Source organism: Pantoea sp. sgz302252 (assembly GCF_047713085.1).
GTDB lineage: Bacteria > Pseudomonadota > Gammaproteobacteria > Enterobacterales > Enterobacteriaceae > Scandinavium.
Map to the genome: position 1 here is coordinate 184,686 of NZ_JBLFJW010000002.1, position 26,192 is coordinate 210,877.

Below are 26,192 nucleotides of genomic sequence, written 5' to 3' on the forward strand. Positions count from 1 at the left end.
ATCAATACGGAAACGAGAATCTGATGAGTGACTTTAAATCAACCCTGAATTTGCCGGAAACAGGGTTCCCGATGCGTGGCGACCTCGCCAAACGCGAACCGGGAATGCTGGCCCGTTGGACCGATGATGACCTCTATGGCATCATCCGTGCAGCGAAAAAAGGCAAAAAGACGTTCATTCTGCATGATGGCCCTCCTTATGCGAATGGCAGCATTCATATTGGTCACTCTGTTAACAAGATTCTGAAAGACATTATTGTTAAGTCCAAAGGTCTGGCGGGCTTCGATTCCCCGTACGTACCAGGCTGGGATTGCCACGGTCTGCCAATCGAGCTGAAAGTTGAGCAAGAGTTCGGTAAGCCGGGCGAGAAGTTCACCGCCGCTGAATTCCGCGCGAAATGCCGCGAATACGCCGCGACTCAGGTTGACGGCCAGCGTGCAGACTTTATCCGTCTGGGCGTGCTGGGCGACTGGTCTCGTCCGTATCTGACCATGGATTTCACTACTGAAGCCAACATCATCCGCGCACTGGGCAAAATCATCGGCAACGGTCATCTGCACAAAGGTGCCAAGCCGGTTCACTGGTGTGTGGACTGCCGTTCTGCGCTGGCAGAAGCGGAAGTGGAGTATTACGACAAAACCTCTCCTTCTATCGACGTTGCGTTCCACGCCGTCGATCAGGATACGGTGAAGGCTAAATTCGGCGTCGCTTCCGTAAATGGCCCGGTTTCACTGGTTATCTGGACCACCACGCCGTGGACACTGCCAGCGAACCGTGCCATCTCTCTGTCTTCAGAGTTTGACTATGCGCTGGTGCAGGTTGATGGTCAGGCGCTGATTCTGGCGAAAGATCTGGTTGAAAGCGTCCTTAAGCGTGCAAACATCACTGATTACACCGTGCTGGGCACTGTGAAAGGTGACGCGCTGGAACTGATGCGCTTCAAACATCCGTTCCTTGATTTTGACGTGCCGGCGATCCTCGGCGATCACGTTACGCTGGACGCAGGTACCGGTGCGGTGCATACCGCCGGTGGCCACGGCCCGGACGACTACAACATCAGCCTGAAGTACGGTCTGGAAATCGCGAACCCGGTTGGCCCGGATGGCGCGTATCTGCCAGGCACTTATCCAACGCTTGATGGCATCAACGTCTTCAAAGCCAATGACATCATCGTCAACATGCTGCGCGACAGCGGTGCGCTGCTGCACGTGGAGAAGCTGCAACACAGCTATCCGTGCTGCTGGCGTCACAAAACGCCGATCATTTTCCGTGCCACGCCGCAGTGGTTCGTCAGCATGGATCAGAAAGGCCTGCGCGAGCAGTCGCTGAAAGAGATCAAAGGCGTGCAGTGGATCCCGGACTGGGGCCAGGCACGTATTGAATCCATGGTCGCTAACCGTCCTGACTGGTGTATCTCTCGTCAGCGTACCTGGGGCGTACCGATGTCGCTGTTCGTGCATAAAGAGACTCAGGAACTGCATCCACGCACGCTGGAGCTGATGGAAGAAGTCGCTAAACGTGTTGAGCAGGACGGCATTCAGGCGTGGTGGGATCTCGACCCACGCGACATCATGGGTGACGATGCTGACACCTATGAGAAAGTGCCAGACACCCTCGACGTGTGGTTCGATTCCGGATCAACGCATGCTTCCGTTGTCGATGTTCGTCCGGAGTTCTCTGGTCACGCAGCGGATATGTATCTGGAAGGTTCTGACCAGCATCGCGGCTGGTTCATGTCTTCCCTGATGATCTCCACGGCGATGAAAGGCAAAGCGCCTTACCGTCAGGTACTGACTCACGGGTTCACCGTGGATGGTCAGGGCCGCAAAATGTCCAAATCCATCGGCAACACCGTTTCGCCGCAGGATGTGATGAACAAACTGGGCGCGGACATTCTGCGTCTGTGGGTGGCTTCTACTGACTACACCGGCGAGATGGCGGTGTCTGACGAGATCCTCAAGCGTGCTGCCGACAGCTATCGTCGTATCCGTAACACCGCGCGTTTCCTGCTGGCGAACCTGAACGGATTCAATCCTGAAACGGACATGGTGAAACCAGAAGAGATGGTGGTTCTGGATCGCTGGGCTGTGGGTTGTGCTCAGGCGGCGCAGGAAGACATCCTCAAAGCTTATGAGTCTTACGACTTCCACGAAGTGGTGCAGCGCCTGATGCGTTTCTGCTCCATCGAAATGGGCTCGTTCTATCTCGACATCATCAAAGACCGCCAGTACACCGCCAAAGCGGACAGCGTGGCGCGTCGTAGCTGCCAGACTGCGCTGTATCACATCGCAGAAGCACTGGTTCGCTGGATGGCGCCCATCATGTCCTTCACTGCGGATGAAATCTGGGGCTACCTGCCAGGTGATCGCGAGAAATACGTCTTCACCGGCGAGTGGTACACCGGCCTGTTTGGTCTGGCGGATGATGAGGAATTTAATGATTCCTTCTGGGACGATGTTCGATACATCAAAGACCAGGTCAACAAAGAGCTGGAAAATCAAAAAGCCAATGGCATCAAATCGAATCTGGAAGCGAAAGTCACGCTGAAATATGCTGACGATGCACATGGGACAATTCAGAAGCTGAAACGCCTGGGCGAAGAGGTCAGATTTATCTTCATTACGTCTCAATTTGTGATTTCTGATGAGGCGGGTGGTATTGATGATGAGAATGTTCAGTACAACGCTGGCAATACAACCGTCCAGGCTGTTGTCACGCGCGCTGATGGTGAGAAGTGCCCGCGTTGCTGGCATTACACTACCGATGTCGGTCAGGTGGCGGAACACGCAGAAATCTGCGGCCGCTGTGTCAGCAACGTCGCCGGTGAAGGCGAAAAGCGTAAGTTTGCCTGATGAGCCAATCTATTTGTAAAAGCGGACTGCGCTGGCTGTGGCTGGTGGTGGTGGTGCTGATAATCGACCTGGGCAGCAAGTTCCTGATCCTCCAGCATTTTGAGCTGGGGGAAACCGTCTCGCTGTTCCCGTCTTTGAATCTGCACTATGCGCGTAACTACGGCGCGGCATTTAGCTTCCTCGCCGACAGCGGCGGTTGGCAGCGCTGGTTCTTCGCGGGTATCGCCATCGGTATCTGTGTGATTCTGGCAGTGCTGATGTACCGCGGCAAAGCCAGCCAGAAGCTGAATAACATTGCCTACGCGCTGATCATTGGCGGTGCGCTCGGCAATCTGTTCGACCGTCTGTGGCACGGCTTCGTTGTCGACATGATTGATTTCTATGTTGGCAACTGGCACTTCGCCACCTTCAACCTCGCCGATTCTGCTATCTGTCTCGGCGCGGCGTTGATTGTGCTGGAAGGCTTCCTGCCTGGTGCTAAGAAGCAAGCGTAAAACCCTGCCGGGTGGCGCGTTGCTTACCCGGCCTACGATAACGACAAATCCCGTAGGCCCGGTTTGTAGGCCCGGTCAGCGTAGCGCCACCGGGCAATCCGTTCCACCGGGCAAACAGCCTAAACTTTAGAGCAAACCTGCATGTCTAAATCTGTACAGAGCAATAGCGCAGTGCTGGTGCACTTCACGCTGAAACTGGATGATGGCTCTACCGCTGAATCCACTCGCAGCAACGGCAAACCGGCGCTGTTTCGCCTCGGCGATGCCTCGCTGTCAGAAGGCCTTGAACAGCATCTGCTAGGCTTGAAAGAGGGCGATAAAACCACCTTCTCTCTGGAGCCTGATGCGGCGTTTGGCGTACCAAGTCCGGATCTCATCCAGTACTTCTCCCGCCGCGAGTTCATGGACGCAGGCGAGCCGGAAATCGGCGCGATCATGCTCTTTACTGCAATGGATGGCAGCGAGATGCCAGGGGTTATCCGTGAAGTGAACGGGGATTCCATCACCGTCGATTTCAACCACCCACTGGCGGGACGTACCGTTCATTTTGATATTGAAGTGCTGGAGATAGACCCGGCACTGGAGGCGTAACATGCAGATCCTGTTGGCCAACCCGCGCGGTTTCTGCGCCGGCGTAGACCGCGCTATCAGCATTGTTGAAAACGCGCTGGAGATCTTCGGCGCGCCTATTTATGTTCGCCACGAAGTGGTACACAACCGCTACGTGGTTGACAGCCTGCGTCAGCGCGGCGCTATTTTTATCGAGCAGATTAGCGAAGTGCCGGACGGCACCATTCTGATTTTCTCAGCACACGGCGTTTCTCAGGCGGTGCGTAACGAAGCGAAGAGTCGTGATTTGACGGTCTTCGATGCCACCTGTCCGCTGGTGACCAAAGTGCATATGGAAGTTGCTCGCGCTAGTCGCCGTGGCGAAGAGTCGATCCTGATTGGGCACGCCGGGCACCCGGAAGTGGAAGGCACGATGGGCCAGTACAGTAATCCGGAAGGCGGCATGTATCTGGTTGAGTCACCGGAAGATGTCTGGAAGCTGAACGTCAAAAACGAAACCCGTTTGTCGTTCATGACCCAGACGACGCTTTCCGTGGATGACACTTCTGATGTGATTGATGCGCTGCGTGCACGCTTCCCAAAAATCATCGGCCCGCGCAAAGACGATATCTGCTATGCCACTACCAATCGTCAGGAAGCGGTGCGAGATTTGGCGCAGCGTGCTGATGTGGTGCTGGTGGTTGGCTCGAAAAACTCGTCTAACTCTAACCGTCTGGCAGAACTTGCTCAGCGTATGGGGAAAGCCGCGTTTCTGATTGATGACTCCACCGACATTCAGGAAGAGTGGGTAAAAAGCGCGAGCTGCGTTGGCGTAACGGCCGGCGCTTCAGCACCAGACATTCTGGTGCAAAATGTTATCTCCCGCTTGCAGGAACTGGGTGGCGGCGATGCCGTATCGCTCGAGGGCCGCGAAGAGAACATTGTCTTCGAAGTGCCTAAAGAGCTGCGGCTCGATATCCGCGAAGTGGACTAAGTTTTTTGTCTGCAAAATATGAAAGAATGCCAGGCTAACCGCTTGGCTGAGACTGATGACAAACCTTCAACGAAAGCAGATTCGTCATGGGTCACTAAACAAAAAACAAGGAAAATCAATTTATTGATTTTCGGCTGCTCACCACAAAGAAGGAAAAACCACGCTTTTTCCTTCTTTGTCAGCAATTTGTGCCAGGCTAACTACCTGGCTTTTTTTATGGAGGAATCATGCCCTTACCGTTCATTCTCGACACCGATCCCGGCATTGATGATGCCGCCGCCATCGCTGCTGCCTTGTTTGCCCCTGAGCTTGATCTGCAAATGATCACCACGGTGGCGGGCAACGTTTCCGTGGAGAAAACAACCCGTAATGCCCTGCAACTGCTGCATTTCTGGCAGGCCGATATTCCGGTTGCTCAAGGAGCAGCAACGCCTTTGCTTCGCCCACTGCGTGATGCCGCCTATGTGCACGGTGAATCGGGGATGGAAGGGTATGACTTCGTCGATCATCCGCGTCAGCCACTGGCAACCCCAGCGTGCATTGCGATTCGCGATAAGTTGATGAATGCGCCAGAGCCGATGACGCTGGTGGCTATTGGCCCGCTGACCAATATCGCGCTGTTGCTGACTCACTATCCGGAATGCAAATTCAATATCCGACGTCTGGTTATCATGGGCGGCTCGGCCGGGCGCGGTAACTTTACGCCGAATGCGGAGTTCAACATCGCGATAGATCCTGAAGCCGCAGCGCGTGTTTTCCAGAGCGGGATAGACGTTGTGATGTGCGGTCTCGACGTCACGAATCAGGCGATGTTAACGCCGGAGTATCTGGCGACACTGCCTGAACTCAACAAGACAGGCAAAATGCTCCATTCGCTGTTTAGCCACTATCGCAGCGGCAGCATGGACAGTGGCTTACGCATGCACGACCTGTGTGCCATCGCATGGCTGGTTCGTCCTGACCTGTTCACGATGAAATTTTGCTTTGTCGCCGTCGAAACTCAGGGGACGTACACCTCGGGTACCACCGTCGTGGATATCGAAGGACGTCTCGGTCAACCGGCCAATGCTCAGGTTGCATTGGATCTTGATGTTGAAGGCTTTCAGCGTTGGGTAGAAGAGGTGTTTGCCTTAGCGCCCTGAATCATTTTATGAATTGCCCCTGTCAACGGTGCGTTAGCAGCATGCCGTTGACGGACGTAATGGTTTTTTTGTGTGCGACATCTGGTCTGACCTCTCCATCCGGATAATAACGCTATTATTAATATTGTTAATATTATAAATTGCATTTCTTATATAAATGAAAATGATATGATGATATTTTCATGGTTCTCCCTCTGCTAAAGTATTTAATATACTTATTAGTACATCCATCATTTTTTCGTTTAGTTCACACCGTATCACACTATCAGCTTATCATGTTACAAATTCCATTCATTGAGCCAATAATTGCGATCACTATTTTTCCCTGAATAATAACCGATGTTGTATTTGTGAGGCGTTATTTTTTGAGGCGGGAATTATTTATTCTGCTTTATATTTAGCGTTGCTTTATGGTTATGGATTAGATTTCTAGGATAAACATCTACCCGATAATAAATATTCTTTATTCTGTTTTCGTCTCAATCGCTGCATGATATAAACTCTGTAACGTAATATTACTTGGGCTGTGGCTTGGGCTTTTTGATTCATATAAGTTTCATATTGCCTCGGTCCAGGCAAGCTACCATGGTATTTCATAAATATATGGACATTAATAATGACAATTAAACTCCTCATGCAAGAGGTTGGACAGGCTGCGAATAATGTCGCGCTGTCTGGCGCAAATCAATCTACAGTCGTAAAAGCAACCGCCGGGGCTAAGTTTTCAATTGATAGTCAACCGGGTGATATTGCCTCGATGATGCGCAATGGCGATAAGCTGATTATCAAAGGCACCGACGGTCAGCTGATTGAACTGGACGACTTCTTCGGTCCTGCCAGTAAAGATATGAACTCACTCACCATTAAAGATGGCACTGCGGCTGAGCCAAAGTATGTGCTGGGTGACGAAAAATTATATGCCGATAATCACTCTGTCGTGCCTTATTCCGCAGAACATCTGCGTGAAGTGGTTTCAGGGCAGGAATATTATGCCCAGCAAGCGGGTGAGGCTGGGGCAGCCGGTGGAGAAGCCGCTACGACAGCTGACGGCGAAGTTGATCCGTGGATGGTGGCTCTTGGCATTGCAGGTGTTGGCCTGGTGGCAGGCGGCATCGCGTTATTGTTAAATGACGATGACAATAATGACAGCAAGCAGAATAGTGGAGGTGGAGGTGGAGGTGGAGGTGGAGGTAACGACGGTGATAACTCCGGGGGGAGCGGCGACACAAGTGGTAAGGCATCCGCTATTTCGCTCAATGAGTCTAATGGCTCAGCCCTGCAAGGCACCACGGATACCGCCAATGCGAAGGTCTTTGTTGATGTGAATGGCGATGGTAAAGCTGATTTCCAGATAACCAGCGATGCCAATGGCAAATGGTCCATTCCAATGGACAATCATTTAGCCGATAAGCAGGTCGTTAACGCGTGGGTGGAAAATAGCAAGGGCGAGAAAATATCAACCTCGATAACCGTTGATTACCATGCGCCTGATATCACCTCAATGTCTGTTGATTCCGATCTGACCGGCCTTTCAGGTATTACCGAAGCCAATGCTACTGTTACATTAGATATTAATGGCGATGGCGTTGCTGATAAGTCAGTTAAGGCTGATGCTCAGGGTCGTTATAGCTTTGATTTGCAGGATGCACAGATTATTCCGGGTACCTCGACCCTCACGGTTACTGACACCGTCGGTAACGAATCAAGCCTGACGCTGCCGAAAAACACCGGGCCGACTATTCTTGGGGTTAGCGAAACCGCGGACGGTCAAATTCTGCTGACTGATACCACCACGTTGACGTCGCCTGTTGTCCGTGGCATCGGCGTACCGGGAACAGAAGTGAAAGTCCTGAACAACGGTGAGCTGGTGGCAACCACCACGGTAGCTGAGAATGGTCAGTGGCAGGTGGCGTTAAAAGATCTGCCAACAGGCTCTCGTGCGTTGACTGTAGAAGGCGCTACCGCCATTCACGTGAACTCGTCAACGGACAGTGCGGGTTCTACGGTAACGGTTAACTACAGCAACAACAGCACGCTGAATGTGGTGAACACGGAGTCTCAGGTTCACACCGTGGCGACTGATAACGGTGTCAATACCACGCAGACGCTGACTCGTGCGCTGCCTGATGGCGGTTATCTGATTGCGTGGGCGCAGCCAGAAACAGCGGGTTCAGCTTATTACGACATTAAAGTGAATATCTTTAATGCCAATGGCGAAGTGGTGAATACCCTCACCCTGGGCCAGCAAAATACCATGGATGGCTACACCACCATTGATGGGCTTAGCGGGCTGAATAACTTTGATGTTGCGGTGTCACCTGTTGATGGTGCCATCACGGTTTACTATGTTCAGGGCACATCGGGTGACCTCGACTACACCGGCACCACCGCGGTTTATCAACGCTTCAGCGCTGACGGTACTGAAATCACCTCCGGGCCACAGGTTGTGGCAGCGAACAACGAGCTGGGTGGTTTGGGTGGCATGCTTGACGCGGTTGTCGGTCAGGATCTCTCTGCTTTTATCACGGGCACTATCGATAAAATCTGGGACCCGATTGAAGCCCTACTGCAGCCCATTGCCAGCCTGATCAACGTCGATCTGAATAGTCTGTCTGACTTGTTCGTCAACGGCCTGAGTAACCGTCTCGCCAGTGCGCTATACGGTTCAGGTACCTTTGGCGCCAACGTCGTGCAGATGGATGACGGCAGCGTGGTGTTTGTCGGGTCGCGTTATTCCGAGTGTCTGGACAGTGCCACGCTGGTTGATCGCTTAGACGTTAGCGGCTTTATTACCGATTTCTTTAAGTCGATTGGCCTGATTGGTCAAGGCAATTTCGTTTCCTCGTTGGTTGAGCCCATCTTCAATAGCGTGATGGGTCTCGTTGTCGAACCGATCGAAGGCATTGTGGATGAGGTGCTGGAATGGGTTGATGTGAACCTTGGTTCTGATGGTAGCCTGGTCTGGAGTATTGCGTTTGCGCCAGATGCAAATGGCAACCTGGTTCAGACCACTGATTTTGAGTATTCCCAGGGTCGCAATCTGCTTTCCGGATTGAAGGAAAATGGCTTTATTTCGGGCAGTGACCAGGACGGGGTGATCAATAAGTTTGCTGAGTGGGTCTTCGGAACGGCGGGTGATAGCACCAGTTCAATGCTCGGTCTGGATGGCGTTCAGGTAAGCAATTCTACCTACGCGATTGTCTGGCAGCAGGCTGGCACTACCGATGAAATCTCGGCAACCAGGCAGCCTAAAATCAACATTACCCTGGTTGACGCGAAGACCGGGGAGCATATCACCAGCGATACGGTGCTTTCTGCATCTGGCGTTACGCCAAAAATCGTGAAACTGGCTGATGGCACCTTGCTCGCGACATGGGTTGCGGTAGATAACAAAGACAGCGGTGATATTTATGCCCTGCGTCTGGGTGTGGCAAACAATCAGCTTGTGGCACTCAGTGCTCCTGTTTTGGTGAATACCCTTACAGAAGGCACGCAGGGGATCCAGGTGGGTACGTTCAACGAAGCCTACGATGTCATTGCGCTGAGTAACGGTGGCTATGTCGTGACCTGGACCTCTACCGCAACGGATGGCACTCAGCATCTCGAAGCACAACTCTTTGATATGTCGGGTATCAAAGTGGGAACAGAGTTCCAGCTTGATGCCGGAACCGGTAACCATATCAACGATTCCAGTATTACAGCCTTAAGCGATGGTGGCTTTGTCGTGAACTGGAGTGAGACAAATAGCACGGCCAGCAGCAGCTCAGTCATGTACTCCGTGTTCAACAATGACGGCTCCATTCGTACCCATGGTGAAGAGAACAACTCAACGGACGGTGAACTGTCGCGACTTGTTCCAACCACCACGACCTATACCGGGACCAATGGCAATGACGTCACTGATGCGCAAAATGCTCCGGCAACCATCAATGCTCAAGGCGGTGATGATCGCATCATTGTGAACAGTGGAACCATCGTGTCTGTTGACGGGGGTCAGGGTCATGACACGGTCGTCATAGGCAATGCTGGAGCCGTTGGCAGCGACGTACTGGCAAAACTGCATAACATCGAAACGCTTGACCTGAATAGCTCCAATGGTAGCAATACCTTGACGCTTACTTATGGCGATGTCATCAAAGTGACGGGCAGCGATAAATTGTTTATCACTGGCGGCTCTAATGATTCGGTTGATATCGACCAGAATAAATGGTCAATGACCGCCACCGGGAATAAAGACGGACAGTCTTATAATCTTTATACCTACGATGACGATCACCACACGCAGCTGTGGATCCAGAACGGTGTTCAGGTAGTTTAATCAACACATTAGGGATAGATGGCGCTATTTTCTCATCGTTCAGCTAAGTTGAATTGTTAACTGGCATTTTATTATTCTGTCCAAAGAATAACAGTCACGCCTGCTTCTGGCACAGGAAGAGGCGTGGCTGTTCTCTTTTTCCGACATACCAGAAACCATTTCAGCTCAGTAGAAAACAGGTTGAGGACAATACCCTGTCCCGCTTTTTTGCAGGTATTAAGGATGATCCTTTCGCAGTGGTGTGTCTCTTTGGCAATTGTGGCCCGAGAGCTCGGAATTAATGTCAGCGAAGAAAATTTAACGCCTTTTATTCATCAGGTGCAGGATAGCGATACGCTGATAAAAGGCGTGAGTGAATATTTGGGGATAGTGTGTGAAAAAAGCCATCTCAAGCTGGACAGCATTCCGGCAGCGTTATATCCCGTCGGCCTTTCTCTGAGTAACAAACAGCTGGCAGTGATTCACCGTGTCGAGGGAAGCACCGCTTTTATCACTTACACTCAGGCGCCTGGCATCCAGGTCAAAATACCTCTCGCGGAACTGGAAGCGCTCAGGGAAGGTGTGCTCTGGATTTTCCAACGGAACGAAGTCTATTTCGGCAGGAAAATAAACACCTGGCTGCACACCCAAAAAGAAAGCTGGTTGTGGGCGCTGATTCGAAAAGATCTGCGTTTCTATCTGGTTATCACCGTCAGCGCTCTGTTCGGCAATATTCTGACCCTGGCAAGTGCTCTTTTTTCCATGCAGGTGTACGACCGGGTGATCCCGGCGCAATCCTTTTCCACGTTATGGGTGCTGTTCAGCGGCGTGCTGCTCGCCTTACTGGCGGACATGATGCTGAAAATGTCGAGAAGCCGTCTGGCTGATGCAATTGGCAAGCGCGCCGATATTCAAATGTCATCCCTGTTTTATGCCCGGGCATTGGGCATCAAAAATAGCGCGCGTCCGGATTCAACGGGTGTCTTTATCGCGCAAATAAGAGAAATCGAACATGTCCGTGAACTGCTGACGTCGACGACGGTGCTGGCGATTGTCGACATGCCTTTTGTGATGCTCTTTCTCGCGCTGATCTGGTCGATTGGCGGCTGGCTGGTTTTGCCGGTGATGCTGGCCATTCCGCTGATCGTTATTCCTGGCATCATCATTCAGGTGCCGCTGGCGAAGCTGTCACGCAAAGGCAATCAGGAGAGTGCATTAAGAAATGCGCTATTGGTTGAAACCGTCCAGGGTCTGGAGGACATCAAGCTCACGCAATCGGAAGATCGCTTTTTGGGAAGCTGGAACCATTGTGTCGGTACGTCTTCGCAGGTTGCGCTTGAACAACGTCACTGGAGCTGTCTGCTGGGTAACTGGTGTCAGTTTGTTCAGCAGGCGGTCTATACCTGCGTTATCGCACTGGGTGTTTATCTGGTGATTGATAACACCATTACAACGGGGACATTGGTCGCCTGCTCGATATTGTCCTCGCGCACGGTGGGGCCTTTAGGGCAAATAACCAACGTCCTGACCCGTTGGCAGCAGGCAAAAATATCGTTAAGCGGCCTGAATGAATTTCTGGCGCGCCCTCTGGAGCAGCGGCATTTTAGCGAGACATCGCACCTGACGACCATCCGAGGCAACTATGCCATTTCTCAGGCCCGCTTTCGTTTTGCCAATGACGCGGCGTGGGCAATCAATATCGATACGCTGAACATCAAGGCAGGCGAAAAAATAGGGATTGTCGGCACCATCGGCGCCGGGAAATCCACTCTGCTCAGGTTGTTGTCTGGCATGGCGGATTCCGCTGAAGGGGAAGTGGTTATTGACGATGTCGCGATGAGCAACCTGTCGGTAACGGAATTGCGCTACGGCGTGGGGTATTTACAGCAGGACGCCCAACTCTTTTTAGGCACTATCCGCGACAACATTTTGTTGGGCAACCCGCATGCCAGTGCCGAAGAGATTGCGCAGAGTCTGAACATTGCAGGTGCGGCAGGCGTGCTTAAAAACGAGCATGGGTTGGATTTAACGATTTCGGAAGGCGGAAAAGGTCTCTCCGGCGGCCAGAAGCAGGCGCTGCTGTTGGCCAGAACGCTCATCAGAAAAAGCAATGTGCTGCTGCTGGATGAACCGACGGCTTCCATGGATGAGCGCACGGAAGTTCACGTCGTCAACAGCCTGCGCGAATACTGCCGCAACCGGACCCTTATCGTAGTCACTCACCGACGATTACCACTGGAAATGGTCGACAGAATTATCGTCATGGACCAGGGAAAAATTGCCCTTGATGGGCCGAAAGATGTCGTGCTGGCAAAACTGCAATCAGCGCAGAAGGCGGGGGAATGATGTTTTCTTCAGAGGCGATATTTCGCAACAAAAACCAGGAGCATATCCGTAAAAGCATCACGTTGATTACCATCTTAATTATGATAATCAGCCTGCTTTTAATCTGGGCAAAATTTGCCGTACTGGATGAAGTCACCTCCGGACAAGGAAAAGTCATCACCTGGAGCCGTTCGCAGGTGATTCAGTCACGAGACGGGGGCGTTATCCGCTCGCTGCTGGTTCGTGAAGGGGATTTGGTCGAGCGAGGGCAGAAGATTGCGGTGCTGGATTCCACCCGTTTTCAGGCTGGTTACGACGAAGTGGGTTCCAGAGTCAAAGCTTTGGCCGTTGCTGTCGCCCGCTTGCAGGCTGAAATTGAGAGTATTGATGGTGCAAACATCACGCCTGACTATCTGGCGATGCTGAGGAAATATAACGGAGACAAAGCCAATTTAAACCAGCCGGATGATTACTTCCTCACTGAAAATAAAGACATTATTGCCCACGAGCAGTCACTGTATAAATTACGCCGAATGGCGCTGTCTGACTCCATTTCAGGGATGCAAAAAAGCCGACAGCTGGCGCAAAACGAACTGAATATGATCCTGCCGCTGGTGGCGAAAGGCGCGGTTTCGCGCGTTGAGGAGTTGCGCTTACAGCGGGAAGTGACTGAGCAAACCAACAAAATCCATGAGACCCATAACCAATGGTACGAGCAAACTAAAAGCGAGCTGGTAAAACAAAAAAATGAGCTTGATTCATTGTATTACCAGCTTCTGCAACGCGGAGATCAGCTTTCCGGCACCGTGATTTATTCGCCCGTCAACGGAGTGGTTAAAGATGTTCAGGTTACCACCGTCGGCGGCGTGCTTGAGCCGGGGGGAAAACTGCTGGAAGTGGTGCCTTCCGAGGATCAGCTATTGATCGAAGTGAAGATCAATCCTCGTGATATTGCCTTCATCCATCCGGGGCAGGCCGCCGTTGTGAAAATAAGCGCCTACGAATCCTCAATATACGGAACGATGAAAGCCGTAGTGGAAAGAATTTCGCCGGACACGCTTGCCGATGAAGTGAAGCGGGATCAGTTTTTCTATCAAATTTATGTCCGGACTGACCGTTCATCGCTCAAGACCAAAGATGGGAAAACACATGAAATTGTGCCGGGGATGTTAGCCACGGTGGATATCACGACGGGCAAAAAAACGGTCATGGATTACCTCATCAAACCATTGAACAAAGCCAAAGAAGCATTAAGGGAGCGATAGGATATGCGTCAAATAACACGGTTCAGACTGTCATTCCTGGCGACGTTGGTGGGGTTAATGAGTACGCAGGCTTCTGCAGAAACGCTGGTTGAAGCCATGCAACTTGCTGTGTCTCGCTCGCCGTCAGTGCAGTACGCGAAAAGTGAAATTTCGGCCAGCGACAGCTCCGTGAAACAGGCACGAAGCGGCTGGCTGCCGAATATCAGCGTGTCTGCCGGACAGCAGGCGGTGGGAAAGACTTCTGATAATGGTGATAACCAGTATTCGGTGATGGTGCAACAAAACTTGTTTGATTTTGGCCGGACAGGCGATCGTGTCGATAACGCCAAATTTAATAAAGGCGCGCAGATATGGCAGGCCAGGGATGATGCTGAAACGGTCGCTGCGAAGGTGGCTGAGGCTTACTTCAACATTCTTAAAGGGCAGAAGCTGCTCGAAAATAATAAGAATGAAATGATCGAGCATCGGCGCATTCTCACGCTGGCGACTGCGCGTGCCGATGGCGGTATGGATAACCAGGGCGACGTACGCCAGGTGCAGGTCAGGATCAAAGGGCTTGAGGCCAACGCAGAAAATATCCGTGCGCAGCTGGAGGCGACCATTAATGAGTATCAAATTCTGGTCGGGAAAACGCCGGGCACATTAGAAGATACGAGCTTGTTGTTTTTGCATAGTGCCGTAAGCAGTGGCCTGAAAGAGAAGCTTAGCCAGTCACCGCAGATTCGTGTTCTGCAAATGGAACAGGCCGCAGCCACGTCTGAATATCAATACGCGCGTAAAAGCTGGATGCCTCAGCTGTCGGTTTCATTATCACAGGGAAAAACGTCTATCTATGCGGATAATGACACGCAGATCATGCTCAATGTGACCAGTGAAGTCTTCAATGGTGGCGCTTCTTATTTTCAGGCACAAGGTGCCGCACAAAAAATTGAATCAGCTCGCTGGAAACTCCAGAAAGCCCTTGAAGACAATGCAACCAACATTTCGCAGCTCTATCAGCAGGCATTAGGCTATCAGCAAGAGTCGGTTATTTATAAATCGCGAGTGAATCAGTCGCTCCAGGTGATGGATTTATACAATGATCAATACCGCGTGAACCGACGTTCGGTTCTCGATCTTCTCAATGCTGCGCAAGAATACTACGACACAATTTCCAACCAATTTACGGCTGATAATAATTACAGTGTGACCATGGTTCGTGCTGTCTCCAAACTCGGAAAAATCAATGAATTATTCAAAGTGAATATGGGTATTGCAGGAGACAGTGATATCGATAGCAAACTGGAAAATCAGAATGTTATCTATAATTCTGAAGGGACCACGGTACCCGACGCGATAAAGCAGACCGTCCGCAGTCCAGTGAATGTCACAGAAATTGTTAGCTCTGCGCCACAGTTTGCCGCTGAAAATAATATTGTTGTTAATGAAGATGTTACGATACTCCAGGCGAGGGTGAGTGAACAGAAAACTGCACCTGATAATGAAGCGCCTGTTGCTGATATTCCAGATCCGCTTGATTTATTAAAGTGAATATATTTCACTCAAAGAGGACTACCATGGACGATAAAAAATTAAAGTTTTTCATCTATTCTGTTAATAAATTCATGCAATATGCTGTTCAGGAAATTCTGCGAAGAAATTTTGATTGCGTTATATGCTCTGATATGCCTGAAGGCAGCGATGAGAAAGTTATCTTTGAAAGCAACGAATTCGACGTGGTGTTATTTGATTCCTATTTGCTGTTTGATACGGGTCTCAGAAAAATACTGACAGAACGAAAGGAACTTAAAACGGTCGCCTTAGTGAATGGCGAAGTGGATTATGGGCTGAGGCAGATAATCGGCGATTATTCTGACGGAATGATCGATAACACTTACGATGTTGATTTAATCATCATGATCATGAATGCCGTCATCAAAGGTTTTCAGTGCTTACCACAGTGTCGAAGTAATGAAACGCATTTTATCGCCCAGTTGTCCAGCCTGACTAACCGTGAGCAAGAGGTTCTCCACTTTGTTTCTCAAGGTGTTTCAAATAAAGCTATCGCCGACTTTTTGGGGGTGAGTTACAAAACCGTCTGTGTGCACCGTTACAACATTATGTTCAAACTTAAAATAAATGACCTGTCGGAGTTTAATCGATACAAAACGCTTAAGGCATCTAAATAAAATAATGGGAAGATATTTCTACACTAAACGGAGGGTTTGTGGGGCTATTTAGAAAGGAAGTCGTAGAGTCGCGCAGGAATGCCTGGTTAGGTGAAGTGGTTATTATCTCACCGCCTTCATTACGCTATAGCGCATGGGGGGCGCTGGCGATTGTTTGCTTGATTGTTGTTTTCGTCTGCTTTTTCTCTTACACCAAAAAGCAGCAAGTTTCAGGGGTCCTGATGCCGGATAAAGGCATCATTAAAGTCTTTGGGCCACAGCCTGGTCTGGTAAAAGAAGCGCGGGTGAAGGAAGGCGAGAAGGTTGCCGCCGGGGATGTGTTGGTGATTATCTCCAGTGATAAATCTAACCAGAATGAAGTGGGCGCGCAGCAAAACATCAGTGAGCAGATTCGCACCCGCTTAAGTTTGCTGAAAAGCACGTTATCCGAAACCGAGCTTGCCTGGACTTCTGATAAAGCCAATACCCAGAACCAAATTAATCAGCTTGCTCAGCAGGTGAATTTGCAAGAAAAACAGCTAGGCAACCAGCAGAACTTAACGCACTTACTCAACAAACGCGCGGAGCAATACCAGTCATTATGGCAAAAAGAATACGTCTCCCTTGAACAATTACAGCGAGTACAAGAGGAAAGCCTGCGCCAAAACGGCACGCTTTCGGCTACCCGCAATGAATTCATTAACAGCAATCGTGAATTATTGCAGCGCAAGAATGAACTGGTTCAGCTTGAGAGTAACTATCAGAAACAACTCAATGATATTGCCAGCAAAATCACCGTTGCAGAACAGGAACTGACGGAAAGCGAATCGAAACGCGAGATTGTCGTTCGTGCTTCTGAAAGCGGCACGGTGACCGCGGTGGCCGCGAGAGCTGGGCAGTATTTTGATGGGCGAGCACCGCTGCTCAGCATCATTCCTGAAGGCGCTGAGCTACTGGCTTATTTATACGCGCCAAGCTATGCCGTTGGTTTTATTCGTGAGAACAGCGATGTCTGGCTGCGTTATCCCGCGTGGCCCTGGCAAAAATTCGGTCAATATCACGGGCGCGTGGTGAGTGTGTCAAAAGTGGCATTAACCCAAAATGAAATCGAGCTTTTCGAGAATAAAGAAAGTGGCACGCCGCTTTATCGCATCGTCGTGAAACCTGACAGCACGTTTGTGAATGTGTATGGCGAGAAGATGCCTCTCCAGGCTGGGATGCAGTTAGAAGCGGATGTCTTGCGTGAACGCCGCCGGTTATACGAATGGATTTTTGAACCCTTGCTCAGTATCGCTCCTGCACGTACCGGCGGTTAAGGAAAGAGAATGTTACGGAAAATACAAACCATCAATTTTGGGCTAAGGCGCAATGCGCTCCCCGTCATTTTGCAAACGGAATCTGCAGAATGCGGGTTAGCCTGTTTAAGCATGCTATCAACCTGGCACAATCATCCTTTAGATCTGCGTGAGTTAAGGCAGGCTCATGGCGTTTCACAAAAGGGTCTGTCGCTGACGCAACTGATTGAAGTTTCACGCCAATGTCAGTTTACTACCCGCTCATTACGTCTGGAGCTGGAAGAGCTAGGGAAACTGCGTCTGCCCTGTATTTTGCACTGGGATATGACTCACTTTGTGGTCTTAAAGGAAGTCAGAAAAAACCATTGTGTGATCCACGATCCGGCAGTGGGGCGGCGGGTATTATCGACAAAAGAAATGTCGGCCTCATTTACCGGCGTGGCGCTGGAAGTCTGGCCGGATGATGCGTTTTCACAAGCACCGCCAGCACCTAAAGTCAGTATTAGCCAGTTGGTCGGGCGCATTGTGGGGCTCAAATCGAGCATCATTTATGTGGTCGCCATGGCGCTGGCGATTGAGTTTATCAGCCTGCTGCTGCCGCTCTTCTCGCAGTGGACAATTGATGATGTGATTGTTTCCAGCGACCGTAAGCTGTTGACGATATTGATGCTCGGCTATGCGCTAACCTTGCTGATTAAACAAATCATGTCGATGATTCGCTCCTGGGTGATGATGTATATCACCACGTCGGTGCGCATCCAGTGGCAGGGCAGTGTTTTTCGTCACTTAATCCGTCTGCCGGTTGCCTTTTTTGAACGTCGTCATCTGGGGGATTTGGTCTCCCGATTCGGGGCGGTTGAGGCCATTCAGGGAACGCTATCGTCTTCATTCCTGGTGGCAGTACTGGATGGACTACTCAGTATCGTGACCTTCGTCATGATGCTCTTTTACAGCCCGATGCTGACGATGATCCCTCTCGCGGTGATTGTGCTGTACCTGATTGGCCGCATTTTGTGGTATCGCCCTCTGAGAAATGTTTCGCAGGAACAAATCATCCATGCGGCGAAACAGAGCAGTCATTTCCTGGAAACTTTACGCGGCATCAAAACGCTTAAACTCTTTCAGAAGAGTGAGCAGCGGGCCGATGACTGGGTCACGCTGCTGGTGAATCAGCTCAATTCCGGCGTCAGGGCACAGAAGCTGCAAATCTATTATCAACAGCTCAATGGCGTTTTATTTGCCGCAGATAACTTGCTGGTGTTGGGCGTTGGCGCTTCCTTGGTTATCGACCAGGTGTTTACGGTCGGGTTGCTGATGGCGTTTATTTCTTATAAGGGGCAGTTTCTTGAACGAGTGCGAAATCTGATCGACAGCGCGCTGGCGCTAAGAATGCTGTCGATTCAGACGGAGCGTCTGGCAGATATCGTTCTCACGGAACCAGAAGAAAGCGATGCTGCTTCACACGGGCAGCAAGTGCCTGATCAAGCGCCTGAAATTACCTATAAAAATGTCTCGTTCCAGTACGCCTCACAGGAGCCGTTTGTCGTTCAGGACGTTTCATTCACTGTGGCACCCGGCGAATGTGTTGCGCTCGCGGGGGCATCCGGAAGTGGGAAAACAACGTTAGGACAGTTATCTATTGGCTGCATAAAACCCGATAGCGGTGACGTGCTGGTCAACGGAGTGCCGTTGTCACGCTTTGGTCTTGAACGCTTACGTAGCATGAGTGCCGCTGTGCTGCAGGATGACGTTCTGTTTGCGGGCACTATCCTTGAAAACATCACCTTCAACGACGCGCTCTATGACATAAATTTTGTCATACAGTGCGCAATGTTAGCCGCTATTCATCACGACGTGATGGCGATGCCGATGCAATACAACACCATGGTGGGTGACATGGGCGCCGCGCTCTCTGGCGGACAAAAGCAGCGTATCTTCCTTGCCCGAGCACTTTATCGTAAGCCACGTTTCCTGCTGCTGGATGAAGCGACCAGCAGTCTTGATGTGTTGCTGGAAAAACATGTGAGCGAAGCGCTAAAGCAGCTCAATATGACCCGTTTGATTATCGCCCACCGTCCGCAAACGCTGATGATGGTAGACCGGGTTATCGTGATTGATAAAGGGAAAGTGGTTCAGGATACCACCCCCGCAGAACTTTTCGCGCCTGCACAAGGAGTGACTGAATGAGACGCGTCATTTTCGGCTATTGCGTTAGCCTTTTTGTGGTCTGTCATGTGGATGCTGCAAGCATTAATCATCTTGATGAATTGATTGCGCCGATGGCACCTGTGGTCGCTGGATCCGGCGGTAACAAAATCACTACCTCTCCTGAGACGCTTCAGTTGCTGGATAAGCTGGAAAGGGAGCAACGGCAAACGGGGCCTGAATACCGGCCACATCCTTTGCCGTTGCCTGAACCGGTTAAGGTGCCAGCTTATTTTACCGGGCAGGCTGACGAGGAGGACATAGCCAGCGCCACCTGTAACCTTACGTCTCATGAGACTATCTCGACCTTTTCTCAGGCGCTGACTCAGGCGATTTGCAGCGACCCGGAAATTCGGACTCTGGCGCTAGGACTGCGAACTTACTGGCTGGATTACAAAAGCAGTCAGTCGAGCTGGATGCCGGAAATTAACCTTTTACTCGGTGCCTCCAGTGAGGAAGATAACTACTCTCAGGAGCGCCGCGGAACACTAACCCAGCGAGACAGGCGTTATGATGCCGGGCTGGAACTCAACTGGTTATTGTTTGATTTTGGCAAACGGGAAGCGCTTATTGGCCAGAAAGAGAATATCTGGTTAAGTAGCCAGTATCAGGCCTTGTCGCAATTCCAGGATTTTATCATCCAGTTTTCCCAGGTTTATTATCAGGTGATCGCCAGCCAGGCGATCCTCTCAGCGGCGAAAGAGAATGAGTCCATTGCCAGGAAAACCTGGGATATTACGCAGAATAAATACCGTTCCGGGGTGGGCGTTCTGGGCGATGCGTTGCAGGCTGAAAACGCATTATTGTCTGCAACGCAGTATCGAATTCAGAAAGAGGGTGAATACGAGAAGGCCGTTGGGCAATTATCCAGTGCGATGAACCTCTCTTTTAGCGACCGACTGAAACCTCGCGATCAACTGGCTATTCCGAGTGATGCGCAAATGATGCAGCTCAAGCCCTTATTAAGTGAAGCGGAGAAACACCATCCGCTGATCCTCGCGGCGCAAAAAAATATCTCGGCTGCTGAAAATCAGGTTGAACAAGCCCAGCGTGATTATTTGCCTTCAGTTGCGCTCAAAGCCAGCGCCAACCAGAATGATTCGTCTCTGGATCAAGGGACATACATGATCAATAAAACAGACACGCTGTTTGTTGGGGTTACCGTGACCGTGCCAATTTTCTCTGGGCTACGACGCTATCGTCAGCTTCAAAGCGCCAATACGCAACTGGTTCGCTCCCGGCAGGAATTCCAGGATGTTACCCGGAATGTGGCGCTGTCTGTCTGGAACGCCTGGCAGGCACTGAACTCAGCCAACCGTAACTTTGAGCTGATTTCCCAGCGTTTAGCGACGGCGAAGCGCGCTTACAGCATTGCCAACGGCCGATATTTGACAGGTGTTGGAACCATCATTGAGCTTCTGAATACACAGCAGCAACTCTCGAATGCAGAAATTGATGAAGCGAATATTAGAATGGACTGGTATATTCAGCGGTTGTCATTACTGTCCAGTATAGGTAAGTTATCACTGCAATAATTCCCGTCTGTATTTTTTCTTGAATCTTGCTTGTTGATAAAATGGATTAGGTTTCTGAATTTATTTTTCTCATTATTGGATGGCGTGGGGGGCTATTTTGAATTGATAATTTAGAGTTAGTAAATTTATCCTTGTTAAGGGTTTTTTGTTCTTTTTTTGCTGGTGATGATGTATTACCTTAGGCCACGATAACGGGCTGTATTTATTCTTTGGAAAAGGAATATCTATATTCCAGTTGTCACTATTTATATGTTTTTTTAATTCAATGATTATATAAAGGAATATCCATGCGCGAGTTGAACTCAACAGAAATTAATGCAGTTAACGGTGGTTTTACCGACAGCTTAGCCTCTTCTCTGGAAGGTGCTCTGTATGGCTTCGGTGACGGTCTTGTTTCCGGTATCGCCATCGGTGGTACCGCGACGGCATCGGGTGGCTTAGGCTTTGGCGTTATCGCTCAGGCGGCCGGTGCTGTTATTGGCGCTGTTGTGGGTGGCGTGTACGGAACCGTTGCTGGTTTCCTGTACGGCAAAGATGAAGTTAAAGCGCTGTGCCAAAGCTACCGCGAAACGATTAATTAATCATTCGTTTTGTACAGTGTTCTGGGCTATTTGCCATCTGGCGGATGGCCCAATTAATTTATTAAGGAAAGCAAAATGCGCGAACTGAATGAAGTTGAAACGAGTGCTGTTAATGGTGCGGGTTGGTTAGATACGGCCATTGCCGGGGCCATTTATGGTTTTGGCGATGGGATGGTGAGTGGTATTGCCATTGGCGGTACAGCGACAAAATCTGATGGTTTAGGATTTGGTGTGATCGCGCAAGCCGCTGGCGCGGTGATTGGCGCTGTTGTAGGGGGGGCTTACGGTACAGTGGCGGGCTTCCTGTACGGTGAAGATGAAGTGAAAGCGCTGTGTAAGAGCTATCGTGAGACCATCACGGCATAACGATTTCCTTGGTTCCTTTCAAATTGACTTTATTACTATGGTAACGTTTTTTGGCCTCCTGACGTCCAGGCTGCGTGAGCGAGGCCTTTTTTATACTCTTTATATTTGGATTAATCGATTAACTTGCTATGCTGCTAGTGTTGTTCTCCTCGGGCCGGAGAGAAACATGAAACCAATGCACATCCCGCCACGTCATGTGGACTGGGCCAACGGCACGCTTCACGGTGGGCCGCTTATCTCCAACACAACGCGTTTGGGTTCGCTGGTGGGCGTCTTTGCTGATGACCAGGCCTGGCGTCTGGGTGACCCTGAATTCCCCGTTTATACCGTCGAGATATTCGATTCACCCTCCGGTGAGGGCGAGCTGTATACCGGCGTGACCCATCTCAATCCAGGGCGCGTGGGTGAAGAATTTTTCATGACCCGCGGGCACTTTCACGTCCGTCGCGAGCAGGGCGAAGTCTACTTTGGTCTGCGCGGAGAAGGTTTTCTGCTACTACAAAACGAACAGGGCCAGACGCGGCTCGAAAGGGTGACAGCGGGCTCAGTGCATATCATCCCGGGTAACACTGCGCACCGTTTGATTAACCCTGGTACCGAAATCCTTTCGGCGCTGGCCGTATGGCCGACCACCGCCGGACATGATTACGCCTCTCTGACCGGAGGGTTTGCCAAAAGGATAACCACCGGCAATCTGCAACTGATGGCGAAAGAGGTGCAGAATGGCTGATACTGTTTTGCCTTATGGGCTGGCGATGACCGCTCACCGCCAGCCGCTGGGATTTACTTACGGCGAAGACGTTATCGGCCCGCTGCCGGAAATTCGTCACCTGGATGCTATCCGCGCCTCGCTTCGCGATCCCGACTGTGACGGGCCGGAAGAAGTCTATGCCATTGCCATGGATGTCGCGCGTTTGCAGGATCGGGAGGAACTCAAAAAACGGATGCTGTTGTTTGGCGTAGTGACGTATGCCGCAGGGCGTTTGGGTGACGAGCCGATCCGCAGCCAGGGACATATTCACCGCATCAGCCAGCACAGCGGCTGGTCGCCGCCGGAGTTGTACGAAATCTGGCAGGGCAAAGCGATTATCTACATGCAGGAGTTTGTTGCCGACGACCCGGGGCGCTGTTTTGCGGTGATCGCCGGGCCCGGTGAGAAAGTGCTGGTGCCGCCGGGCTGGGGCCATGCGACCATCTCTGCCGACCCGCAGCAGCCGCTGACCTTCGGGGCGTGGTGCGACAGAGAGTATGGCTTCGAGTATGAAGCCGTGCGGGCGCACAAAGGGCTGGCGTGGTATCCGCTGTTACAGGATGACCAGGTTATCTGGCAGCATAATAGCCACTATGCGCCGGGGCGGTTGCAGGCGGTCACGCCGCGTCCGTATCGGGAGTTTGGCATTACCGACGAGCCCATTTATCAGCAGTTTATTGACGATCCGGCACGTTTTCAGTTCATCTCCCGACCGGATAAAACCGCCGCGCTGTGGCGGAATTTCCATCCATAATCATTGCCGGGTGGCGCTTCGCTTACCCGGCCTACGATGTCCTGTAGGCTCGGTAAGGCGTAGCCGCCACCGGGCAAAATGTTTAAGCAAACAGCCCGGTAGCCACGCCAACGGCCGCCAGAACCAGCAGCAAAATCATTGCTTTCACCGGCGAAACGCCGCGTTTTGCCATCAGATACCAGGTGCCCAGCACCACAATCAGCGGCAGCAGCTGCGGGAAAATGCCGTCCAGCATTTGCTGCACGTGAATGTTGACCCCGTCTTTGGTAATGAACTCCAGCCCGGTGCCGAGCTTAACGTAGCTTGCCGCCACGCCGCCCATCACAAATACGCCGAGCAGAGAGAGCGCTTCGCGCAGGCGGGCCGATTTGCTGCTGACCAGCATTTCTACGGAGCTCGAGCCCATCTGGTAGCCTTTGAGGAACAGGAACCACGAGCCGGGAACGATGATCGCCAGCCACGCCACGGTGTAAAACAGCGGGCCGAGAATGTTGCCCCCGGCCGCCAGCGCCATGCCGATGCTGAGCAGAATAGGGATCAGCATCCCGGGGATCATCGAGTCGCCGATCCCGGCGATCGGCCCCATCAGGCCGACCTTCAGGGTGTTGATCGTTTCGCCGTCGATCGGTTCGCCGTTGGCTTTTTTCTCCTCCAGGCCGAGTGCCATGCCGTTCACAATCGCGCCGATTTGCGGTTCGGTATTGTAGAACGAGGCATGACGGCGCAGCATTTCGGTGCGCTCAGCGGCGTCGGGATAAAGCTTCTTCGCCACCGGCAGCATGCTCAGACAGAAGCCGAACGACGCCAGGCGTTCAAAGCTCATCGACGACAAATTGTGCATCATCCACGCCCGCCAGCAGCGGCGCAGGTCTTTGCGGGTTAATTTGCGCTCTTCCATCAGAATTCATCCTCATCGTCCGCTGCCGGCTTGGCCGCGGTGGGCTGTGCTGCTTCCGGCTTGTAGTTGTAGTGAATAAGCGCCAGCAGCGCGCCTACGATCACCAGTGCCACCATGTTCAGCTTCAGGAAAACGATGCAGATGAAGCCGACCAGGAAGTAGATCAGCATGGTGTAGTTTTTAATGATTTGTTTCAGCAGGATAGCGATACCGACCGCCGGTAAAATGCCGCCCAGCACGCTCATGGTGGCAATCACCACTTTCGGCAGGCTGTCCATAAAGCCGCTGATGTACTGCGCCCCGAAGTAGACGGCGATAAACGTCGGCACAAAGCGCAGCACAAAGTTGGTGGCCTGCGGCCAGATGGCGCTGTTGAGGTAAATTCCGCGTTCGTCGCCGCGCTCCAGCGCCGTGTCTGCGCGATGGTTCCAGAAGGAGTTCAGCACCATCATGGTGTTGAACAGAATAGTACCGGCGATGCCGATGGTGGCGGCCAGCGCGACCGCCACTTCCGGGCCTTTGCCGGACAAAATGCCCAGCGCAATGGCCGGGTACGCGACGAAGTTTAAATCCGCGGGCATCGATCCGCCCGGCGTGACCATCGCGATGTATACCGCCTGAACCGCAACGCCAATCATGATCCCGGTTTTCACATCGCCGAGGATCAGGCCGACCAGCATGCCGGAAACCAGCGGACGGGTGATCAGATACCAGCCGCCGGTCAGGCCGAACAACCAGGGGCTGCTGAGTGCGCCGAGATAGCACAGCAGGCCGATTAATGTGGCTTCGAAAATCATGGTTGGCTCCTTATTTGAGTTTTTGCCGGGCGTCTTGCCAGCTGTAGCAGTTGGCGTCCGGTACCAGACGAAATTCGACGAGATGGCCCTGGTGGCTGAGCCACTCAAAGGCGGCAATTTCCTCGGCGTTCACCGACTGATTGGGGCCAATGGTGGTGGTTCCGGCGCGGGCGCTCATCGGCCCGACGTTGATTTTGCCGTTGCTGTTTTTCAGGCTGATACCCGCCTGTTCAATGCGTTGCAGAGTGACGGGCGATTTGCCAATCACGAAATAACGCTTAACGCTTGCAATCACCTTCGGCAGTTTTTCGATGGCGGTGGCGGTATCAAACAGCCAGACTTTGGTGTCGGACACCGCCCCTTTCATCACCGAAGAGAGCAGCGGGTCGGCCGCGACGGCATCATCAATGGCGACAATACCGTCGCAGGGCAGCTCTTTGGCCCAGCGCGTGATGAGCTGCCCATGAATGACGCGGTCGTCGATACGAACAAAAGAAAGACTCATAGCGGGCTCCTTAAAAATCATCGGATTGCGTAAAGGTCATTGGGGCGGCAATCACCAGCGTGGGCTGGGTCAGCTCCAGCAAAAGCGCGGCGGCAGCGTGAACGTCCGTCATGGCAGAGATCTCATCGGTTTGCAGCAGCATCGGGAAATTGACGCCTGCCAGCACCGCCAACGGCGGCACGGTATTGGCAGAAAAGGCGTATTCACAGGCCACGTTCCACGGCGTGCCGCTCTGCATATCGCACAGCACCAGCACGCCGTCCGCGCTTTCTCCTGCGTGAGTGAGGGTGCAGGCAAACTCGCGGCGAAAGCCTTCTATTCCCGCCTCGTCGTTCAGGGTGATCGCCCGGACATGCGGTAAATCGCCATACACCATTCGCGCGCTGTCGAGCAGGGCGCTGGCTAACGGCCCGTGTGAGGCCACTATTACGTTAATCATC

21 protein-coding genes are annotated in these 26,192 nt (G+C 51.8%); 17 read left to right on the forward strand and 4 right to left on the reverse strand.

Annotated features, from left to right (window positions below; genetic code table 11):
* Positions 1-23: 23 nt before the first annotated feature.
* The 17 genes from ileS to ACLW56_RS02715 all read left to right on the forward strand — a co-directional run bounded on the left by ileS (position 24) and on the right by ACLW56_RS02715 (position 23,552).
* Positions 24-2,852 carry an isoleucine--tRNA ligase gene (gene ileS / locus ACLW56_RS02635; RefSeq protein WP_330982266.1) on the forward strand — a complete coding sequence of 943 codons (2,829 nt, stop codon included), beginning with the start codon at positions 24-26 and terminating at the stop codon, positions 2,850-2,852.
* Positions 2,852-3,346, forward strand: a complete 495-nt coding sequence (gene lspA / locus ACLW56_RS02640; protein ID WP_330982267.1) for a signal peptidase II — start codon at positions 2,852-2,854, stop codon at positions 3,344-3,346. Before ileS ends, lspA begins: the two co-directional genes overlap by 1 nt.
* A gap of 141 nt (positions 3,347-3,487) precedes the next feature.
* Positions 3,488-3,937 (forward strand): FKBP-type peptidyl-prolyl cis-trans isomerase, encoded by a 450-nt coding sequence (fkpB, locus tag ACLW56_RS02645; RefSeq protein ID WP_330982268.1) that lies wholly within the window; start codon positions 3,488-3,490, stop codon positions 3,935-3,937.
* A gap of 1 nt (position 3,938) precedes the next feature.
* Complete coding sequence (gene ispH / locus ACLW56_RS02650) at positions 3,939-4,889, forward strand: 4-hydroxy-3-methylbut-2-enyl diphosphate reductase (RefSeq protein WP_330982269.1); 951 nt, start codon at positions 3,939-3,941, stop codon at positions 4,887-4,889.
* A gap of 227 nt (positions 4,890-5,116) precedes the next feature.
* Complete coding sequence (gene rihC, locus ACLW56_RS02655) at positions 5,117-6,031, forward strand: ribonucleoside hydrolase RihC (RefSeq protein WP_330982270.1); 915 nt, start codon at positions 5,117-5,119, stop codon at positions 6,029-6,031.
* Between the two features lie 616 nt (positions 6,032-6,647).
* Positions 6,648-10,349: an Ig-like domain-containing protein gene (locus ACLW56_RS02660; protein WP_330982271.1), complete on the forward strand. Its 3,702-nt coding sequence runs from the start codon at positions 6,648-6,650 to the stop codon at positions 10,347-10,349.
* 222 nt (positions 10,350-10,571) lie between these two features.
* A complete protein-coding gene (locus ACLW56_RS02665) occupies positions 10,572-12,674 on the forward strand; it encodes a type I secretion system permease/ATPase (protein WP_330982272.1) in 2,103 nt (700 codons plus the stop codon).
* Positions 12,671-13,918 carry an HlyD family type I secretion periplasmic adaptor subunit gene (locus ACLW56_RS02670; RefSeq protein WP_330982273.1) on the forward strand — a complete coding sequence of 416 codons (1,248 nt, stop codon included), beginning with the start codon at positions 12,671-12,673 and terminating at the stop codon, positions 13,916-13,918. Before ACLW56_RS02665 ends, ACLW56_RS02670 begins: the two co-directional genes overlap by 4 nt.
* A 126-nt stretch (positions 13,919-14,044) precedes the next feature.
* Complete coding sequence (locus tag ACLW56_RS02675) at positions 14,045-15,448, forward strand: TolC family protein (RefSeq protein WP_330982274.1); 1,404 nt, start codon at positions 14,045-14,047, stop codon at positions 15,446-15,448.
* 26 nt (positions 15,449-15,474) lie between these two features.
* The gene (locus ACLW56_RS02680; protein ID WP_330982275.1) at positions 15,475-16,086 is read left to right on the forward strand and encodes a response regulator transcription factor; all 612 of its coding nucleotides are present in this window, start codon (positions 15,475-15,477) and stop codon (positions 16,084-16,086) included.
* A 38-nt stretch (positions 16,087-16,124) separates the two neighbouring features.
* Positions 16,125-17,381: an HlyD family secretion protein gene (locus ACLW56_RS02685; protein WP_330982276.1), complete on the forward strand. Its 1,257-nt coding sequence runs from the start codon at positions 16,125-16,127 to the stop codon at positions 17,379-17,381.
* 9 nt (positions 17,382-17,390) lie between these two features.
* Positions 17,391-19,547 (forward strand): peptidase domain-containing ABC transporter, encoded by a 2,157-nt coding sequence (locus ACLW56_RS02690; protein WP_330982277.1) that lies wholly within the window; start codon positions 17,391-17,393, stop codon positions 19,545-19,547.
* Entirely contained in the window at positions 19,544-21,100 is a 1,557-nt protein-coding gene (locus ACLW56_RS02695; RefSeq protein ID WP_330982278.1) for a TolC family protein, read from the forward strand. The genes ACLW56_RS02690 and ACLW56_RS02695 overlap by 4 nt, the downstream gene beginning before the upstream one ends.
* A gap of 287 nt (positions 21,101-21,387) precedes the next feature.
* The gene (locus ACLW56_RS02700; protein WP_330982279.1) at positions 21,388-21,681 is read left to right on the forward strand and encodes a hypothetical protein; all 294 of its coding nucleotides are present in this window, start codon (positions 21,388-21,390) and stop codon (positions 21,679-21,681) included.
* Positions 21,682-21,756: 75 nt separating this feature from the next.
* A complete protein-coding gene (locus ACLW56_RS02705; RefSeq protein ID WP_330982280.1) occupies positions 21,757-22,047 on the forward strand; it encodes a hypothetical protein in 291 nt (96 codons plus the stop codon).
* 166 nt (positions 22,048-22,213) lie between these two features.
* On the forward strand, positions 22,214-22,777 hold the full coding sequence (locus tag ACLW56_RS02710; RefSeq protein ID WP_330982281.1) for a glucose-6-phosphate isomerase family protein: 564 nt from the start codon (positions 22,214-22,216) through the stop codon (positions 22,775-22,777).
* On the forward strand, positions 22,770-23,552 hold the full coding sequence (locus ACLW56_RS02715; protein WP_330982282.1) for a glucose-6-phosphate isomerase family protein: 783 nt from the start codon (positions 22,770-22,772) through the stop codon (positions 23,550-23,552). The genes ACLW56_RS02710 and ACLW56_RS02715 overlap by 8 nt, the downstream gene beginning before the upstream one ends.
* Positions 23,553-23,634: 82 nt before the next feature.
* On the opposite strand, the gene ACLW56_RS02720 is transcribed toward ACLW56_RS02715, so the two are convergent.
* From ACLW56_RS02720 to ACLW56_RS02735, 4 genes are read right to left on the reverse strand one after another with little or no spacing between them, the layout of a single operon-like run.
* Positions 23,635-24,450, reverse strand: a complete 816-nt coding sequence (locus tag ACLW56_RS02720; RefSeq protein ID WP_330982283.1) for a PTS system mannose/fructose/sorbose family transporter subunit IID — start codon at positions 24,448-24,450, stop codon at positions 23,635-23,637.
* A complete protein-coding gene (locus ACLW56_RS02725; RefSeq protein ID WP_330982284.1) occupies positions 24,450-25,247 on the reverse strand; it encodes a PTS sugar transporter subunit IIC in 798 nt (265 codons plus the stop codon). The genes ACLW56_RS02720 and ACLW56_RS02725 overlap by 1 nt, the downstream gene beginning before the upstream one ends.
* Positions 25,248-25,257: 10 nt before the next feature.
* Positions 25,258-25,752 carry a PTS sugar transporter subunit IIB gene (locus ACLW56_RS02730; protein ID WP_330982285.1) on the reverse strand — a complete coding sequence of 165 codons (495 nt, stop codon included), beginning with the start codon at positions 25,750-25,752 and terminating at the stop codon, positions 25,258-25,260.
* Positions 25,753-25,762: 10 nt separating this feature from the next.
* Complete coding sequence (locus ACLW56_RS02735; RefSeq protein WP_330982286.1) at positions 25,763-26,191, reverse strand: PTS fructose transporter subunit IIA; 429 nt, start codon at positions 26,189-26,191, stop codon at positions 25,763-25,765.
* Position 26,192 lies beyond the last annotated feature (1 nt).